Origin of the sequence: Pseudomonas sp. PSKL.D1 (assembly GCF_028898945.1) — a bacterium.
Classification (GTDB): Bacteria; Pseudomonadota; Gammaproteobacteria; order Pseudomonadales; family Pseudomonadaceae; genus Aquipseudomonas.
In genome coordinates this window covers 677,880-693,987 of the sequence record NZ_CP118607.1, presented here as the reverse complement: position 1 = coordinate 693,987, position 16,108 = coordinate 677,880, and the positions used below count along the sequence as shown (strand labels likewise).

17 protein-coding genes are annotated in these 16,108 nt (G+C 62.2%); 4 read left to right on the top strand and 13 right to left on the bottom strand.

What is annotated here, in order from left to right:
- The first annotated feature begins 7 nt into the window (after nucleotides 1–7).
- The 3 genes from holA to PVV54_RS02910 all read left to right on the top strand — a co-directional run bounded on the left by holA (nucleotide 8) and on the right by PVV54_RS02910 (nucleotide 2,700).
- A complete protein-coding gene (gene holA / locus PVV54_RS02920; RefSeq protein WP_274908520.1) occupies nucleotides 8–1,045 on the top strand; it encodes a DNA polymerase III subunit delta in 1,038 nt (345 codons plus the stop codon).
- Nucleotides 1,046–1,158: 113 nt separating this feature from the next.
- Nucleotides 1,159–1,323: an alternative ribosome rescue factor ArfA gene (gene arfA / locus PVV54_RS02915; protein ID WP_274908519.1), complete on the top strand. Its 165-nt coding sequence runs from the start codon at nucleotides 1,159–1,161 to the stop codon at nucleotides 1,321–1,323.
- 60 nt (nucleotides 1,324–1,383) lie between these two features.
- Nucleotides 1,384–2,700, top strand: coding sequence for a lytic murein transglycosylase (locus tag PVV54_RS02910; RefSeq protein WP_274908518.1), 1,317 nt, complete (start codon nucleotides 1,384–1,386; stop codon nucleotides 2,698–2,700).
- A 114-nt stretch (nucleotides 2,701–2,814) separates the two neighbouring features.
- Here the strand turns inward: PVV54_RS02910 and PVV54_RS02905 are convergent, their stop codons facing one another.
- The 13 genes from PVV54_RS02905 to PVV54_RS02845 form a co-directional block, all read right to left on the bottom strand.
- Nucleotides 2,815–3,753 (bottom strand): S66 peptidase family protein, encoded by a 939-nt coding sequence (locus PVV54_RS02905; protein WP_274908517.1) that lies wholly within the window; start codon nucleotides 3,751–3,753, stop codon nucleotides 2,815–2,817.
- Between the two features lie 80 nt (nucleotides 3,754–3,833).
- Complete coding sequence (gene lipA, locus PVV54_RS02900) at nucleotides 3,834–4,850, bottom strand: lipoyl synthase (protein WP_274908516.1); 1,017 nt, start codon at nucleotides 4,848–4,850, stop codon at nucleotides 3,834–3,836.
- A gap of 2 nt (nucleotides 4,851–4,852) precedes the next feature.
- A complete protein-coding gene (lipB, locus tag PVV54_RS02895) occupies nucleotides 4,853–5,500 on the bottom strand; it encodes a lipoyl(octanoyl) transferase LipB (protein ID WP_274908515.1) in 648 nt (215 codons plus the stop codon).
- On the bottom strand, nucleotides 5,500–5,775 hold the full coding sequence (locus PVV54_RS02890) for a DUF493 domain-containing protein (protein WP_274908514.1): 276 nt from the start codon (nucleotides 5,773–5,775) through the stop codon (nucleotides 5,500–5,502). The genes lipB and PVV54_RS02890 overlap by 1 nt, the downstream gene beginning before the upstream one ends.
- A gap of 75 nt (nucleotides 5,776–5,850) precedes the next feature.
- The gene (locus tag PVV54_RS02885) at nucleotides 5,851–7,011 is read right to left on the bottom strand and encodes a D-alanyl-D-alanine carboxypeptidase family protein (RefSeq protein ID WP_274908513.1); all 1,161 of its coding nucleotides are present in this window, start codon (nucleotides 7,009–7,011) and stop codon (nucleotides 5,851–5,853) included.
- A gap of 251 nt (nucleotides 7,012–7,262) precedes the next feature.
- Nucleotides 7,263–8,261, bottom strand: coding sequence for a septal ring lytic transglycosylase RlpA family protein (locus PVV54_RS02880; protein ID WP_274908512.1), 999 nt, complete (start codon nucleotides 8,259–8,261; stop codon nucleotides 7,263–7,265).
- Nucleotides 8,261–9,271 (bottom strand): lytic murein transglycosylase B, encoded by a 1,011-nt coding sequence (gene mltB / locus PVV54_RS02875; RefSeq protein WP_274908511.1) that lies wholly within the window; start codon nucleotides 9,269–9,271, stop codon nucleotides 8,261–8,263. The genes PVV54_RS02880 and mltB overlap by 1 nt, the downstream gene beginning before the upstream one ends.
- Before the next feature lie 17 nt (nucleotides 9,272–9,288).
- Complete coding sequence (rodA, locus tag PVV54_RS02870; RefSeq protein ID WP_274910379.1) at nucleotides 9,289–10,392, bottom strand: rod shape-determining protein RodA; 1,104 nt, start codon at nucleotides 10,390–10,392, stop codon at nucleotides 9,289–9,291.
- A gap of 38 nt (nucleotides 10,393–10,430) precedes the next feature.
- Nucleotides 10,431–12,320 (bottom strand): penicillin-binding protein 2, encoded by a 1,890-nt coding sequence (gene mrdA / locus PVV54_RS02865; protein ID WP_274908510.1) that lies wholly within the window; start codon nucleotides 12,318–12,320, stop codon nucleotides 10,431–10,433.
- A 16-nt stretch (nucleotides 12,321–12,336) separates the two neighbouring features.
- Nucleotides 12,337–12,804 carry a 23S rRNA (pseudouridine(1915)-N(3))-methyltransferase RlmH gene (gene rlmH, locus PVV54_RS02860; RefSeq protein ID WP_008090421.1) on the bottom strand — a complete coding sequence of 156 codons (468 nt, stop codon included), beginning with the start codon at nucleotides 12,802–12,804 and terminating at the stop codon, nucleotides 12,337–12,339.
- A gap of 9 nt (nucleotides 12,805–12,813) precedes the next feature.
- Entirely contained in the window at nucleotides 12,814–13,236 is a 423-nt protein-coding gene (gene rsfS / locus PVV54_RS02855) for a ribosome silencing factor (RefSeq protein WP_274908509.1), read from the bottom strand.
- A 45-nt stretch (nucleotides 13,237–13,281) separates the two neighbouring features.
- Entirely contained in the window at nucleotides 13,282–13,974 is a 693-nt protein-coding gene (nadD, locus tag PVV54_RS02850) for a nicotinate-nucleotide adenylyltransferase (RefSeq protein WP_274908508.1), read from the bottom strand.
- Nucleotides 13,943–15,214, bottom strand: a complete 1,272-nt coding sequence (locus tag PVV54_RS02845) for a glutamate-5-semialdehyde dehydrogenase (RefSeq protein WP_274908507.1) — start codon at nucleotides 15,212–15,214, stop codon at nucleotides 13,943–13,945. The genes nadD and PVV54_RS02845 overlap by 32 nt, the downstream gene beginning before the upstream one ends.
- Before the next feature lie 204 nt (nucleotides 15,215–15,418).
- On the opposite strand from PVV54_RS02845, the gene PVV54_RS02840 reads away from it, so the two are divergent.
- Nucleotides 15,419–16,105, top strand: coding sequence for a DNA-3-methyladenine glycosylase (locus tag PVV54_RS02840; protein WP_274908506.1), 687 nt, complete (start codon nucleotides 15,419–15,421; stop codon nucleotides 16,103–16,105).
- Nucleotides 16,106–16,108: the final 3 nt, after the last annotated feature.

Sequence of the window (16,108 nt, the reverse complement as noted above, 5' to 3'; positions counted from 1 at the left end):
GTTTCCCATGAAACTCGCCCCCGCCCAACTCAACAAGCACCTGCAAGGCACTTTGGCCCCGGTCTACGTGGTCAGTGGCGACGACCCGCTGCTGTGCCAGGAAGCTGCCGACGCCATCCGCAACGCCGCGCGCCAGCAAGCCTTCGACGAACGCCAGGTGTTCAGCGCCGACGCCAACTTCGACTGGGGTACCCTGCTCCAGGCCGGTGCCAGCCTGTCACTGTTTGCCCAGCGCCGCCTGCTGGAACTGCGCCTGCCCTCCGGTAAGCCGGGGGACAAAGGTGCTGCGGCACTGATGGAATATTGCGCCAACCCCGCCGAAGACACCCTGCTGCTGATCAGCCTGCCCAAGCTCGACGGCAGCGCGCAGAAGACCAAGTGGGGCAAGGCACTGATCGAAGGTAGCCACTGCCAATTCATCCAGATCTGGCCGGTGGACGCCCAGCAGTTGCCGCAGTGGATCAATCAGCGCCTGTCCCAGGCGGGCCTTAGTGCCCAGCGTGATGCGGTCGACCTGATTGCCGCCCGGGTCGAAGGCAACCTGCTGGCCGCTGCCCAGGAAATCGAAAAGCTCAAACTGCTGGCCGAAGGCAATCAGATCACCGTTGAAACGGTGCAGGCAGCCGTGGCCGACAGCGCACGCTTTGACGTATTCGGCCTGGTCGATGCCATTCTCAATGGTGAGGCCGCCCATGCCTTGCGCATGCTTGAAGGCCTGCGTGGTGAGGGGGTGGAGCCGCCTGTGATTCTTTGGGCCCTGGCCCGTGAATTGCGGCTGTTGGCGGGTTTGGCGCAGCAGTTCAGCCAAGGTGTGCCGCTGGACAAGGCTTTCAGCCAGGCCCGGCCGCCCGTGTGGGACAAACGCCGACCGTTGGTCAGTAAAGCCCTGCAACGTTTGTCGGCACAGCGGTGGGCGCAGTTGCTGCAGGATGCCCAGCGCATCGATGCGCAGATCAAGGGGCAGGCGGAAGGCTCGCCTTGGACCGGGTTGTCGCGCTTGACTCTTTTGATGGCAGGGCAGCGGTTGGTGTTGCCTTCAGAATAGCTGGGGCCGCTTCGCAGCCCCATGATTTCAGCCATACACACAATCAATTGGCCCCACCCTGCGCCAAGCCCTAAAGTCCGCCCCGCAATTCACCCACCCGCGGGAGCACCACCATGAGCAAAAAGCCGAAAAAGCACGGCCCCAACAAGGCCAAATCCATCATCGCCCAACCGCTGTTCCGTTGCCGCCAGGAACGGCCAGAAAAGGGCAAAGGCAGCTACCGCCGCGAAGCCTTCCAGTCGAGAGACTGGGAGGTTTCTTACTTTTTGGCCGCATGAAAGCATCGAAAGCGCAGGCATGATATGGTCGTCACCTGACCTGAATTTCTGGATCTGTGCATGCCATTGAGTCTCCTCCCCCGTTGGAAATCCCGCCAACTGATCGCGGCCTCCAGCTTCATCCTGCTCGTCGCCTGCGCGGAGAAACCCACCGCCGCCGACGCCCTGCCGCTGGCCCCTGCCCAGCCCGCACCCGTGGTAACCCTGCCCACCGCCACGCCAGACGTGAGCACCGAAATCCAGCCGCTGCAAACCTTCGCCCAATGGCAGGCCGGGTTCCGCCAGCAGGCCTTGCAAGCCGGCATCTCAGCCTCCACGTTCGATCGCGCATTCCTTGGCGTCACGCCAGACATGGACGTGATCAAAGCCGACCGCAGCCAGCCCGAATTCACCCGCCCGGTGTGGGAATACCTCGATGGCGCCCTGTCGCCGCTGCGTGTGCGTAATGGCAAGAAGCTGCTGGAGCAGAATGCCGAACTGCTCAGCCGCCTCGAACAACGCTACGGCGTCGACCGGCAGGTGCTGGTTTCGGTGTGGGGCATGGAGAGCAACTTTGGCCAGTTCCAGGGCAGCAAATCGGTCATCCGCTCGCTGGCAACCCTGGCCTACGAGGGGCGTCGCCCGCAGTTCGCGCAGGACCAGCTGATTGCTGCCCTGCAGATCATCCAGCACGGTGACATCCAGCCCGAAGCCATGCTCGGTTCCTGGGCCGGCGCCATGGGCCAGACGCAATTCATCCCGACTACCTACAACACCCATGCGGTGGACTTCGACGGCGACGGCCGCCGGGATATCTGGAAAAGCACCCCTGACGCCCTGGCATCTACCGCCCACTACTTGCAAAGCTCGGGCTGGAAGCGCGGCCAACCGTGGGGCTTTGAAGTTCAGGTGCCGGCAGGCTTCGACTGGTGGCTGGCTGATGGCGCGCAACGCAAGCCGGTCAGCGAGTGGATGCAACTGGGCGTAAAACTGCCGGCAGGCACTCAGTTGCCAGCGAACAGCAGCCAACTTTCGGCCGCCCTGCTGCTGCCAGCTGGCGCCCGTGGCCCGGCGTTTTTGGTACTGGACAACTTCCGCGCCATCCTCAAGTACAACAATTCGTCGTCGTACGCACTGGCGGTGAGTTTGCTGGGGGATCGTTTTACCGGCTGGGGCTTCATTGCCGGTAGCTGGCCGAAGGATGACCTGCCGCTGAGCCGTAGCGAGCGGTTGGAGTTGCAGAATTTGCTGAATGCCAGCGGGCATGAGGCGGGTAACCCGGATGGCATCATTGGGGCCAATACCCGTAAAGCGATCCGCAATGCCCAGCAGGCGCTGGGGTGGCCGGCGGATGGGTATCCGACGCACAAGCTGCTGGATAGCCTGCGCAAGCGTTGATGGACCTGGGGCTGCGTTGCAGCCCATCGCGGATGAATCCGCTCCTACAGGGTGGGCTGCGCCTTTGTAGGAGCGGATTCATCCGCGATGGGCCGCAAAGCGGCCCCAAAAACCTCAAGCCCTGAACAAATCCTGCAGCAACACCAACGCCATCCGCTCACTGTCCAGACTCACCTCAGCCCCCAACGGCAAACACACATTCGGATCACAATGCCCACTGCGCCACCCGGCCAGCACCGGCACGCCCAGCGGCCCAAAGATATCCACAAGCAACGGCCTCAACGCCGCCACCGTGATCCCGGCAAAATCCCCCACCAGCACACCCTTGATGCCCTGCAGCTTGCCCGCCAGGCGCAACTGGGTCAGCAACCGGTCCACCCGGTAAAGCGGCTCGTTGACGTCCTCGATGAACAAAATGCTGCCCTGCGTAGCCACTTCAGCCAACGTCCCCAGCGTCGCCCCCAACATCGACAGATTACCGCCCACCAGCCGCCCACTGGCCACACCTGGCACTATACAACTGAGGGGGAAATCAGCCGGATGGACAATTTCATCGCCCTGCCCCAGATGCCCACCAAGCTGCGCAATCAGCGACGACTCGGTCGGCTGTAGCTTGGCGCCCAGCAAATCGGCATTCAACATTGCACCGTGGAAGGCTATCAACCCGGCATGCCGCAGGATGGCCGTATGCAACGCGGTGATATCGCTGTATCCGATCAGCGGTTTGGGGTTGCGCCGAATCAGCTCAAAATCGAGCCCGTCAAGCAAACGCATGCTGCCGTAACCGCCGCGCATACACAAAATGGCATCGACATCAGGGTCGGCAAAGGCTGCGTGCAAGTCTTTCAGGCGCTGCTCATCAGAACCTGCCAGGTAACCCTGGGCATGGTCAACGCCCGGGTAGATGCAGCAACGGTACCCCCGGTCGGCAAACCACTGGCTGGCCTTCTGCGCGTCAAGCCGCGCGGATCCGGCCGGGGCAACGATGGCAAAACAGGCATTGGCCGGTAGCGCCTTGGGCAGCAGGGTTTCATGGTCTTCGACGCAGTTCATCGCAACTCCTTGCAGCTGCAGAAACAAAAATGCCGATGCCGCCTTTCGACGCGCATCGGCATGTACGGCTCACGCCAGGATCAGAGCTTGATCTTGGCTTCGTGCGCCTGCTGGTCGGCATGGTAGGACGAGCGCACCAGCGGGCCCGACGCGACGTTCTTGAAGCCCATTTTGTAGCCTTCTTCGGCAAACCAGGCAAAGGTATCCGGGTGCACGAAGCGTTGTACTGGCAGGTGGCTACGCGACGGCTGCAGGTACTGGCCGAGGGTCAGCATGTCGATCTCATGCTCGCGCATGCGATGCATCACTTCGATCACTTCTTCGTCAGTTTCACCCAGGCCGAGCATCAGGCCCGATTTGGTCGGAACATGCGGGACCATTTGCTTGAACTTCTGCAGCAGGTCCAACGACCAGTCGTAGTCCGAACCCGGGCGCGCGGCCTTGTACAGGCGCGGTACGGTTTCCAGGTTGTGGTTGAACACGTCCGGCGGCGTCTGCGCGGTGATTTCCAGCGCTACGTCCATGCGGCCACGGTAGTCCGGCACCAGGGTTTCGAGCTGCACGCCCGGCGACAGCGCACGGATTTCGCGGATGCAGTCGGCAAAGTGCTGGGCACCGCCGTCACGCAGGTCGTCGCGGTCCACCGAGGTGATTACCACGTACTTCAGGCGCAGGTCGGCAATCGCCACGGCCAGGTTCTTCGGCTCGTCCAGGTCCAGCGGTTTTGGCCGGCCATGGCCAACGTCGCAGAACGGGCAGCGACGGGTGCAGATGTCACCCATGATCATGAAGGTTGCAGTGCCGCCCGAGAAGCACTCACCCAGGTTCGGGCAGGAGGCCTCTTCGCACACGCTGTGCAGCTTGTGCTTGCGCAGCAGTTGCTTGATACGGTCGACTTCCGGGGAAACCGGAATGCGCACGCGAATCCAGTCAGGCTTTTTCGGCAGCTCATCGGTTGGGATGATCTTCACCGGAATACGCGCGACCTTGTCGGCGCCACGCAGTTTTACACCAGCTTCCACCTTCTTCGGCGCGGGGCGCGGGGTGGCATCCTGGGTGGGTATCAGGTTCGGCACGGCTTCTTGCACAGTTGTCATATTCAGTCGATTCCGCCCGTCAGGGTCGTCTGCTCAGCATAGTCGAGGTGCTTGACCAGCTGTCCGCGCAGCCTTGTCCTGACCTCGTCGAGTTCGATCGGGCCTGCCAGGTCACGTAGCTGGGTCATGGCCAGCCCCGCATACCCACAGGGGTTGATTCGGCGGAATGGCGCAAGGTCCATGTCCACGTTCAGAGCAAGGCCGTGGAAACAACGGCCGTTGCGGATTCGCAGGCCGAGGGAGGCGATTTTCGCTCCATCGACATAGACACCCGGCGCATCGGGCTTGGCGGCAGCAGTGACGCCATAGCTGGCGAGCAAGTCGATCAGCGTCTGCTCGATGCGGCTTACCAGCTCGCGCACGCCAAAGCCCAGGCGGCGTACATCCAGCAGCAAGTAGGCGACCAGCTGCCCGGGGCCATGGTACGTCACTTGGCCGCCGCGGTCGGTCTTGACCACCGGGATGTCGCCCGGTACCAGCAGGTGCTCTGCCTTGCCGGCCTGGCCCTGGGTGAAGACCGCGGGGTGCTCGACCAGCCAGATTTCATCCTGGCTGTCCGGGCTGCGCTGCTCGGTGAAGCGACGCATGGCCTCCAGCACCGGTTCATAGGGCTGCAGGCCAAGATCGCGAAAACCGAGACAAAGCGACATCAAAGCACCATTTTCACGATGCCGGTCGCGCGCAAGGCACTGTTGATGTCGTGCAGCTGGTTTTCGCTTTCGGCAATGATGTGCAATTGCACCGTGGTGTACTTGCCTTCCTTGCTCTGGCGCTCGGCCAGGGTGGAAAGGTCGACCTTGGCGTACTTGCTCAGGATCTCGATAACCGTGTCCTTGAAGCCGACAACGGTATCGCCGATGACCTTGATCGGGTAATCGGCGCAGGGGAATTCGATTTTGTGCGACTTGACGTCAGGTTCGCTCATGGCGGAAACGGCCTCGTAAGCCGTGGCAACAACAACGCCCCCGCCAGATCATGCGGGGGCGTGCAGGTCACGATATCAGTTGAACAACCCGTAGAAGAATAGACGGATGCTATCCCACATACGGCGGAAGAAACCACCTTCCTCAACGCCATCGAGGGCGATCAGGTCGGCGCTGTGAACCACGTTCTCGTCCAGTTTGACTTCCACTTTACCGATCACGTCACCTTTGGCGATTGGCGCGGTCAGTTGCGGGTTCATGGTCATCGAAGCCTGCAGGCGCTTCAATTGGCCTTTAGGCATAGTCATGGTCAGGTCGTTGGCCAGGCCAGCCTTGACTTCGCTGGTGGCGCCCTTCCATACCGGGGCTTTGGTCAGCTCGGTACCCTTCTGGTAGAAGGTCTGGGTTTCGAAGAAGCGGAAGCCGTAGGTCAGCAACTTCTGGGTTTCGGCAGCACGGGACTGCTCGCTGTTGGTGCCGAACACCACGGCGATCAGGCGCTGGCCATCACGTACGGCAGAAGCGACCATGCAGTAGCCAGCTTCTTCGGTGTGGCCGGTTTTCAGGCCGTCGACCGTCTTGTCACGCCACAGCAGCAGATTGCGGTTCGGCTGCTTGATGTTGTTCCAGAAGAACTCTTTCTGCGAGTAGATGGCGTAGTGCGCCGGATCGATGTTGATGATCGCACGGGCCAGCAGGGCCATGTCGTGAGCCGAAGAGTAGTGCTCCGGGTTCGGCAGGCCGGTCGGGTTCATGAAGTGGCTGTTGCTCATGCCCAGGTCGGCGGCGGTCTTGTTCATCATGTCGGCGAACGCGTCTTCGCTGCCGGCGATGTGCTCGGACAGGGCGACGGAGGCGTCGTTACCCGACTGGATGATGATGCCGTGCAGCAGGTCGCTGACGGTAACCTGGCTGCCCACCTTGATGAACATGCGCGAACCGCCGGTGCGCCAGGCGTTTTCGCTGACGGTGACCGGGTCGTTTTCGCCGATCTGGCCACGGCGGATGTCCAGGGTGGCGATGTAGGCTGTCATCAGCTTGGTCAGGCTGGCTGGCGGCAGACGCTCGTCACCGTTGTTCTCGACCAGCACGTTACCGCTGGACGCGTCCATGAGTACGTAGGACTTGGCGGCCAGTTGCGGTGCAGCAGGCATCATCTGCTCGGCGGCGAACGCAACCGGCGTGATCAGCAGCAATACGGGCAGGCAAAGTCGTTTGGCAAGTTTGGTGATGTTCATCCGTCTCTCTAAATCGCTAATGGTCTGATGTTTCGTGGGCCACATCGTGTGCCCAGCGCCAGTCAGTCTAGTTTTTGCGGCCTGAGGCCGGGCCTGCAAAGTGCGACAGGATGTCGCTGCGGGCAAAAGCCGACATTGTACATGGCTGCGCAGGGCAATTCATGACAAAACCGACAGCTTGGAGCTTCAAGCCACAAGCGAAGAGCCAAGCCATTATTGGCCCGCTCTTATCTTGCAGCTTGCAGGTCGAGTCAGTCTGTGACCAGCTTGGCCTGGCCAAGGTTCGCCAGGCGGATGCTGTTTTGCGCCTGCTGGATTTCGCCCTGGCTGTTGATTGGCCCAAGGCGTACGCGGTGCAGGGTTTGCTGGTTACGCACGACCGAACTGATGAACACCGGCGCGCTGACCATGGTGCTCAATTTGGAGCGCAGCAATTCGGCCGCGTCCGGGTTGGCGAAAGCGCCCACCTGCAGGAAGCTGCCGCCGTTGCTGGCTGGCACATTGTTACCGCCCACCTGCACCGGCACCACTGGTGCCGCATGCTGTTGCGGCGGTGGCGTCCATTGCTCGACACGCCCGGTATTGGCGGCAATCGCCTGCGTCTGGGCGGCCTGCGGCTCCTTGAGCATCAGCGGCGGCTGCTGGCCACGCTGGGCCCACCATTGCTGCGGGTCGATACCCTCGACGCGCACATGCGCAGTACCGCTCTCGGCATAACCAAGCTTCTTGGCAGCGGCATAGGACAGGTCAATGATGCGGTCGGAATAGAACGGGCCACGGTCGTTGACACGCAGGATCACGCTGCGGCCATTGGCCAGGTTGGTCACCCGCACATAAGCCGGCAGCGGCAAGGTCTTGTGCGCCGCGCTCATGCCATACAGATCATAAAGCTCACCGTTGGCAGTGTTCTGGCCATGGAACTTGGTGCCGTACCACGATGCGGTGCCCTCGGCGCGGTAGTTGCGCGAGTCCTGCATGGGGTAATAGGTTTTGCCCAGTACCGTGTATGGGTTGGCCTTGTAGTTGCCTGTGTGCACAGTCGGCGTGGCATCCGGGATCTTGTTTACATCCACATCCCACCACGGCGCGCCGTCCTTGTGGGCCCGGTTGATGTCCAACCCCGGCTGCGAGCGCACCGTGTTGCCGCTCTGCTGGGCAGGCGGGCGGCTGGACGAGCAACTGACCAGCAGCATGCCAACGGTCATGCAGGCCATCAGCTTGAAGGTATTGGCAGAGAAAATTGCGCGCATTACTTGACGCCCCGTGCTTGGACCAGCTGTTCCGAAAGCTGATGCACCGCCATGGCATACATCACGCTGCGGTTGTAGCGAGTGATCGCGTAGAAGTTCTTCTGGCCCATCCAGTATTCGGGGCCGTTGTCGCCTTCCAGGCGGAAGGCGGTTACCGGCAGATCATCGCGCAGCGCATCATGACTCGACCAGCCCAGCGCCCGCAACTCTCCCACCGTTTTCACAGGCTCGATGCCTGTGGTCAGGCCTTCGTCGGCCCGTGTGCCACTGACCTGGGCGCGGCTGACCACGCCTTGGCCTGCCACCCAGCCGTGGCGCTTGAAGTAGCTGGCAACACTGCCGATGGCATCGTCGGGGTTATTCCAGATATTGATGTGGCCGTCACCGTCGAAGTCCACGGCGTAATTACGGAAACTGCTGGGCATGAACTGCGGCAGGCCCATTGCCCCTGCGTAGGAACCTTTGAGGGTAAGCGGGTCCAGTTGCTCATCGCGCGCCAGCAGCAGGTACTCACGCAGTTCCTTGCGGAAGAACTCGGCACGGGGCGGGTAATCGAAGCCCAGTGTCGACAAGGCATCAATCACGCGGAAGTTACCGGTATTGCGGCCAAAAAACGTTTCAACGCCAATGATCGCGACAATGTACTGCGCCGGCACACCATATTCCTGCTCGGCACGGGCCAGCACGGCTTCATGCTGGCGCCAGAAGTCCACACCACGGGCAATGCGCGCGTCGGTGATGAACATCGGCCGGTATTCCTTCCACGGTTTGACACGCTCGGCCGGGCGCGAAATGGCGTCCAGGATCGACTGCTTGCGCTGTACCTCGCGGAACACGCCCATCAATTGCTCATCGGCAAAGCCGTAGTCGCGGACCATTTCGCCAACAAACTCGGCCACTTGGGGCGAGCCGTCATAGTCGCCGGCGTTGGCCTGCTGGACAGCGCCGAACAGGCCCACCGCACCGATCCACGGCGCACAACGGGCAGCCCAGTTACGCACTGCTTGCATGAATGTCTTCACCTTTTTCAAACCTGTGCAATCCATTTTCGATGGGTATGGATTGACATCAAAACGCCAAACGCTGACAGCAGCGTCACCAACGAAGTTCCGCCATAACTGATGAAGGGCAGCGGCACGCCCACCACGGGCAGCAGGCCGCTCACCATGCCGATATTGACGAATACGTACACAAAGAAGGTCATGGTCAGGCTGCCCGCCAGCAGCTTGCCGAACAGGGTCTGCGCCTGGGCAGTAATCATCAGCCCGCGACCGATCAGTAGCAGGTAGACGATCAGCAACAGGCAGATGCCGACCAGGCCGAACTCTTCGCCCAGCACCGCAATGATGAAGTCGGTATGGCTTTCAGGCAGGAAGTCCAGGTGCGACTGGGTGCCCAGCAGCCAGCCCTTGCCGAACACGCCACCCGAACCGATGGCCGCCTTGGACTGGATGATGTTCCAGCCTGTGCCCAACGGGTCACTCTCGGGGTCCAGGAAGGTCAGCACGCGCTGCTTCTGGTAGTCGTGCATCACGAAAAACCACATGGCCACTGCCACGGGTACGGCAGCTGTCAGCACGCTGATGATCCAGCGCCAGCGCAGCCCGCCCATGAACAGCACGAAGGCACCGGAGGCCAGAATCAGCAGTGCAGTGCCCAGGTCAGGCTGGCGCACGATGAGGATGAACGGCACGCCGATCAGCACCAGGCTGATGGCCACGTGCTTAAGCTGCGGTGGCAACGTACGCTTGGACAGATACCAGGCGATGGTCGCTGGCATGATGATCTTCATGAATTCCGAGGGCTGGAACCGGATCACCCCGGGGATGTTGATCCAGCGCGTGGCACCCATGGCGTTGTGGCCCATGACGTCCACCACCACCAGCAGGAACACCCCGGCCAGGTAGGCCAGCGGCACCCACCGCGCCATGAAGCGTGGCTCGAGCTGGGCAATGACGAACATCGACACCAGGCCAATACCGAACGAGGTAGCCTGCTTGAGCAGCAGGTCCCAGTTTTTGCCGCTGGCCGAATAAAGCACGAACAGGCTGCCAGCCGCGAGGGTCAGCAGGATGATCAGCAAGGGGCCGTCGATATGGATGCGCTGCAGGAAGCTGGCGCGCCGACGCATCACGTCCTCGCTGGAGAGCATGCGATCGAAGTTGTTCATCACGGGGCCGTTTCCTGGGCAACGGTGGCAGGAGCGAATTCGGGCTTGAGCCGGCCGCTCTCATCGAGCAGCCAGGCGTCCATGATCTGCCGAACCACGGGGGCGGCAACGCCAGAGCCGGACTCACCGTTCTCAACCATCACCGATACCACGATCTTCGGATCGTCAGCCGGGGCGAAGGCAACGAACAGCGCGTGGTCGCGGTGGCGTTCCTGAAGTTTGTTGCGGTCGTACTTCTCGCCTTGCTTGATCGCCACGACCTGGGCGGTGCCGCTCTTGCCGGCGATGCGGTACTGGGCGCCGAGCGCAGCCTTGCGCGCTGTACCACGGGCGTTGTGCATCACCTGCTCCATGCCATGGGTAACCTTGGCCCAGTCCGACCTGTCGCGCAGGACGATGTTTTCCATCGGGTTCGGGTCTACCGGCGGCAGGCCTTCGATGGTCTTGGCCAGGTGCGGGCGGTTCCACACACCCTTGTTGGCGATGAGCGCGGTGGCCTGGGCGAGCTGCAGCGGGGTGGCCTGCATGTAGCCCTGACCGATCCCCAGAATCAGGGTTTCCCCCGGGAACCAGGCCTGTCGACGGGTGGCGCGCTTCCATTCGCGGGACGGCATCAGGCCTGCCGACTCTTCGAACATGTCGAGGGCAACCTTCTGGCCGATGCCGAACTTGTTCATGTAGCTCGACAACCGATCGATGCCCATTTTGTGAGCCAAGTCGTAGAAGTAGGTGTCGTTGGAGCGCATGATCGCGGTATCCAGGTCCACCCAGCCGTCACCGCTGCGGTTCCAGTTACGGTATTTGTGGTCGTAATTGGGCAGTTGGTAATAGCCCGGGTCGAACACCCGGCTACCTGCATTGACCACACCGCTGTCCAGGCCTGCAATGGCTACCGCGGGCTTGATGGTCGAACCCGGCGGATAAAGGCCGCGTAACACGCGGTTGAACAAGGGCCGGTCGATCGAGTCGCGCAGCTCGGCGTAGGCCTTGAAGCTGATACCGGTCACGAACAGGTTAGGGTCGAAGCTCGGTTGGCTGACCATCGCCAGCACCTCGCCCGTACGCGGGTCCAGCGCCACCACTGCGCCACGGCGGCCAGCCAGCGCGGCTTCGGCGGCTTCCTGCAGCTTGATGTCCAGGCTCAGCACGATGTCCTTGCCGGGCTTGGGGTCGGTGCGTTTGAGCACCCGCAGCACGCGGCCCCGGGCGTTGGTTTCGACCTCTTCGTAACCCACCTGGCCGTGCAATTCGTCTTCGTAGAAGCGCTCGATGCCGGTTTTGCCAATATGGTGGGTGCCGCTGTAATTCACCGGATCGAGGCTTTTCAGCTCTTTCTCGTTGATGCGCCCCACATAACCGACCGAATGGGCAAAATGCGCACCCTGCGGATAGTGACGCACCAGTTGCGCCACCACCTCCACACCGGGCAGGCGGAACTGGTTTACCGCCACGCGTGCGATCTGCTCTTCGTTCAGCTCGAACAGAATCGGCACGGGCTCAAACGGCCTACGACCCTGCCGCATACGCTTTTCGAACAGCGTGCGGTCTTCCGGCGTCAACTCCAGCACTTCGACGATACTGTCCAGCACTTGCTGCCAGTTACCCGCACGTTCGCGGGTCATCGACAGGCTGAAGCTGGGCCGGTTGTCGGCGATGATCACTCCGTTGCGGTCGAAGATCAGCCCACGCGTAGGCGGAATCGGCTGCACATGCACCCGGTTGTTTTCCGAAAGCGTGGAGTGATAGTCGTACTGGATGATCTGCAGGTAGTACAGCCGGGCAATCAGCACGCAAATAAGCAGCATGATCGCCACCGCGCCGACCACGACGCGGTTACGCACCAGGCGGGCGTCTTTCTCGTGGTCCTTGAGACGAATCGGCTGCGACATCGGACTGCTTACAGGCTCATTTGTGGTAAGGGTGCCCGGACAAAACCGTCCAGGCGCGGTAAATCTGCTCGCCGATGAGTATCCTTACCAACGGGTGCGGCAGGGTCAGCGGCGACAGCGACCAGCGTTGCTCGGCACGCGCGCACACCTCAGGCGCCAGCCCTTCCGGGCCGCCCACCATCAAATTTACCGTGCGCGAGTCCAGGCGCCAGCGGTCCAGCTCGGTTGCCAGCTGCTCGGTACTCCAGGGCTTGCCATGGACCTCGAGGGTGACAATGCGTTCCCCAGGCTGAACCTTGCTCAGCATGGCCTCGCCCTCCTGACGGATCAGGCGGGCGACGTCGGCATTCTTGCCACGGGTGTTCAGCGGGATTTCCACCAGCTCAAGCGACAGCTCCTGGGGCAGGCGCTTGGCATATTCATGCCAGCCTTCCTCCACCCACTTGGGCATGCGCGAGCCGACCGCGATCAGGCGCAGACGCACGACGTTTCCTTATTCCCGGTCTTTGAGCTTGTCGGTGAAGTAGTCGCTGGCGTTTTCCGGGCTGTGGTGCTTGGCATCGGCGGCACGGCTTTGCTCGGCACCCAGCCACAGGCGCTCCAGGTCGTAGAACTGGCGAGCGGCGGCAGTCATCATGTGCACGATGACGTCGTTCAGGTCCAGCAGTACCCAGTCGCTGTCGCCCTTGCCTTCTTCGCCCAGTGGCTGCGCGCCCTCTTTCTTGACCGTTTCACGGACCTTTTCCAGCATCGCGTTGATCTGGCGGTTGGAGGTACCGGTGGCAATGATCATGTAGTCGGTCAGGCTGTGCTTTTCGCGCACGTCGATTACCTGGATATCTTGGGCCTTGACGTCTTCCAGCGCGCTGATGGTCAGTTTGACCAGATCTTCGCCATTGATTTTCTGCTTGCTCATATAAAACTCTTTCAACTCGTTTGGATGAGGCACCCGCAGGCACCGTCAGTTAGGTGCACGATACAGTTCGTGCGCCTCTATGTAGGCCAGTACGGCGTCCGGCACCAGGAACCTCACCGATTTGCCGCTGGCCAGCAGCTGTCGGATCTGTGTAGCCGACACCGCAAGCGGTGTCTGCCAGACGAACGAAATATGCCCCGCCGGGCCGGACATGGCGGTGGGATCGCTCTCGGAGCGCGCAGCCAGCAGGTTGCGCAGCTCATCAGGGGGTTCAACGTCGGCATCCGGGCGTTGCAGCACCAGGATGTGACAGTGTTGCAGCAACTCGTCCCAGCGGTGCCAACCCGGCAGGCCGCAAAAGGCATCCCAGCCCAGCACCAGGAACAATTGGTCATCGGCAGCCAGTTCGGCGCGAATGGACTCCAGCGTATCGATGGTGTACGACGGCTTGTCGCGCTCCAGCTCACGGGCATCCACGCTCAGGCGTTCAACGCCCTGCACGGCTTCGCGCACCATGGCCAGCCGGGCCTGGGCCGCCACCTGCGGGGTGTCGCGGTGAGGCGGCCGGGCGTTGGGCAGCAGGCGTAGCTCGTCCAGCCCCATGAACTCGGCCACTTCCAGCGCGCTGCGCAGGTGGCCGATGTGCACGGGGTCGAACGTACCGCCAAGAATGCCGATGCGCCGGGCTGCCGGGGTTTTGCTCAACTCAGCAGGACCCCTGGCCGCGCAGTTGACCATCGCCGATCACTACGTACTTCTCGCAGGTCAGGCCTTCCAGGCCGACCGGGCCGCGAGCGTGCAGCTTGTCGGTAGAGATGCCGATCTCCGCACCCAGGCCGTACTCGAAGCCGTCGGCGAAGCAGGTTGGGGTGTTGAGCATCACCGACGCCGAATCGACTTCAGCCATGAACTGCCGGGCCTGGCCCTGGTGTTCGGTGATGATCGAATCGGTGTGGTGCGAGCCATAGTGGTTGATGTGTTCGATGGCCTGGTCCAGGCCGTCGACCACGCGGATCGACAGGATGGCGTCGAGGTATTCCGTGTGCCAATCGTCTTCCGAGGCCGGTTTGGCATCGACGATTGCACGCGTGCGCTCGCAACCGCGCAGTTCTACGCCCTTTTCATGGAAGCGACGGGCCATTTCCGGCAGGAAGCCCTCGGCCACACGCTGGTCGACCAGCAGGGTTTCCATTGCGCCGCAAATGCCATAACGATAGGTCTTGGCGTTGAATGCCACGTTCCAGGCCTTGTCCAGGTCGGCGTGTTCGGCCACGTAAACATGGCAGATACCGTCCAGGTGCTTGATCACCGGCACGCGGGCATCGCGACTGATGCGCTCAATCAGGCCACGGCCGCCGCGCGGTACGATCACATCGACGAACTCGGGCATGCTGATCAGCGCGCCGACTGCTTCACGGTCGGTGGTTTCGACCACTTGCACCACCGCCGCAGGCAAACCGGCCTCGGCCAGGCCACGCTGAATGCAGGTGGCGATGGCGCGGTTGGAGTGAATGGCCTCGGAGCCGCCACGCAGAATGGTGGCATTGCCCGACTTCAGGCACAGGCTCGCGGCGTCGATGGTCACGTTGGGGCGCGACTCGTAGATGATCCCGATCACCCCCAGCGGCACGCGCATCTTGCCGACCTGAATGCCCGACGGGCGATAGCTCATGTCGCGGATGGCGCCGACCGGGTCCGGCAGGCTGGCCACCTGGCGCAGGCCGGTGATCATGCCGTCGATCCGCGCTGGCGTCAGGGCCAGGCGGTCCAGCAGTGCGGGCTCCAGGCCGTTGGCACGGCCGGCGGCCAGGTCCTGTTCGTTGGCTGCGGCAAGCTCGGCGCGCGCGGCGTCCAGGGCATCGGCGGCGGCCTGCAGGGCGCGGTTTTTCTGCGCGGTGCTGGCGCGGGCGATCACCCGGGAGGCCTGGCGAGCGGCGCGACCCAAGCGGGTCATGTAGTCAAGAACGGACTCAGTCATGGGTTCGGTGTCTTGGCGAAGGGGAAATCGGCTGATTATAACTGTCGCGCAGGTATACGCCCAGCGGCGGGTGGCGGATGGTCGAAATTGAGCTGCCGCAAGCCATAGGAAAGATGTAACGGCGGGTATCGAAGTGTCCTGATTCAGCCTTGATTAAGTCATTCGTTGCTATCATCCCTGCCTTTATCGCCACGAACTGTAAGCATGCCCGCCCCCTGCCCCAGCCGCGCCCTGCCCGACAGCTTTTTCGACCGCGATGCCCAGACGCTGGCCAAGGCCCTGCTGGGCAAAGTCATCCGCCATCGCCACGGCGAACTGTGGCTAGCCGCGCGAATCATCGAAACCGAGGCCTATTATCTGGCCGACAAAGGCAGCCACGCGTCGTTGGGCTACACGGAAAAGCGCAAGGCGCTGTTTCTTGATGGCGGGCACATCTATATGTATTACGCCCGGGGTGGCGACTCGCTCAATTTCAGCGCCCATGGCCCCGGCAACGCGGTACTGATCAAATCGGCCTATCCCTGGATCGATGCCATCTCCGATGCCAATAGCCTGGCGCAAATGCAGCTGAACAACCCCGACGCCAGCGGCAACCTGCGCCCGGCGCAGCGCCTGTGCGCCGGCCAGACCCTGCTGTGCCGTGCCATGGGCCTGAAGGTTCCCCATTGGGACGCTCAACGTTTTGACCCTGAGCGGCTGTATGTCGAAGACTGCGGCATTGCCGTGCCCCGCGTGATCCAGGCGGCTCGCCTGGGCATTCCCCACGGCCGCGACGAGCACCTGCCCTACCGGTTCGTCGACGCCGAGTACGCCCGCTTCTGCACCCGGAACCCGCTACGCCGGGGGCAAGTCGAAGGGCAGGATTTCTCCATCATCGAAGAAGGAAGCTGAACC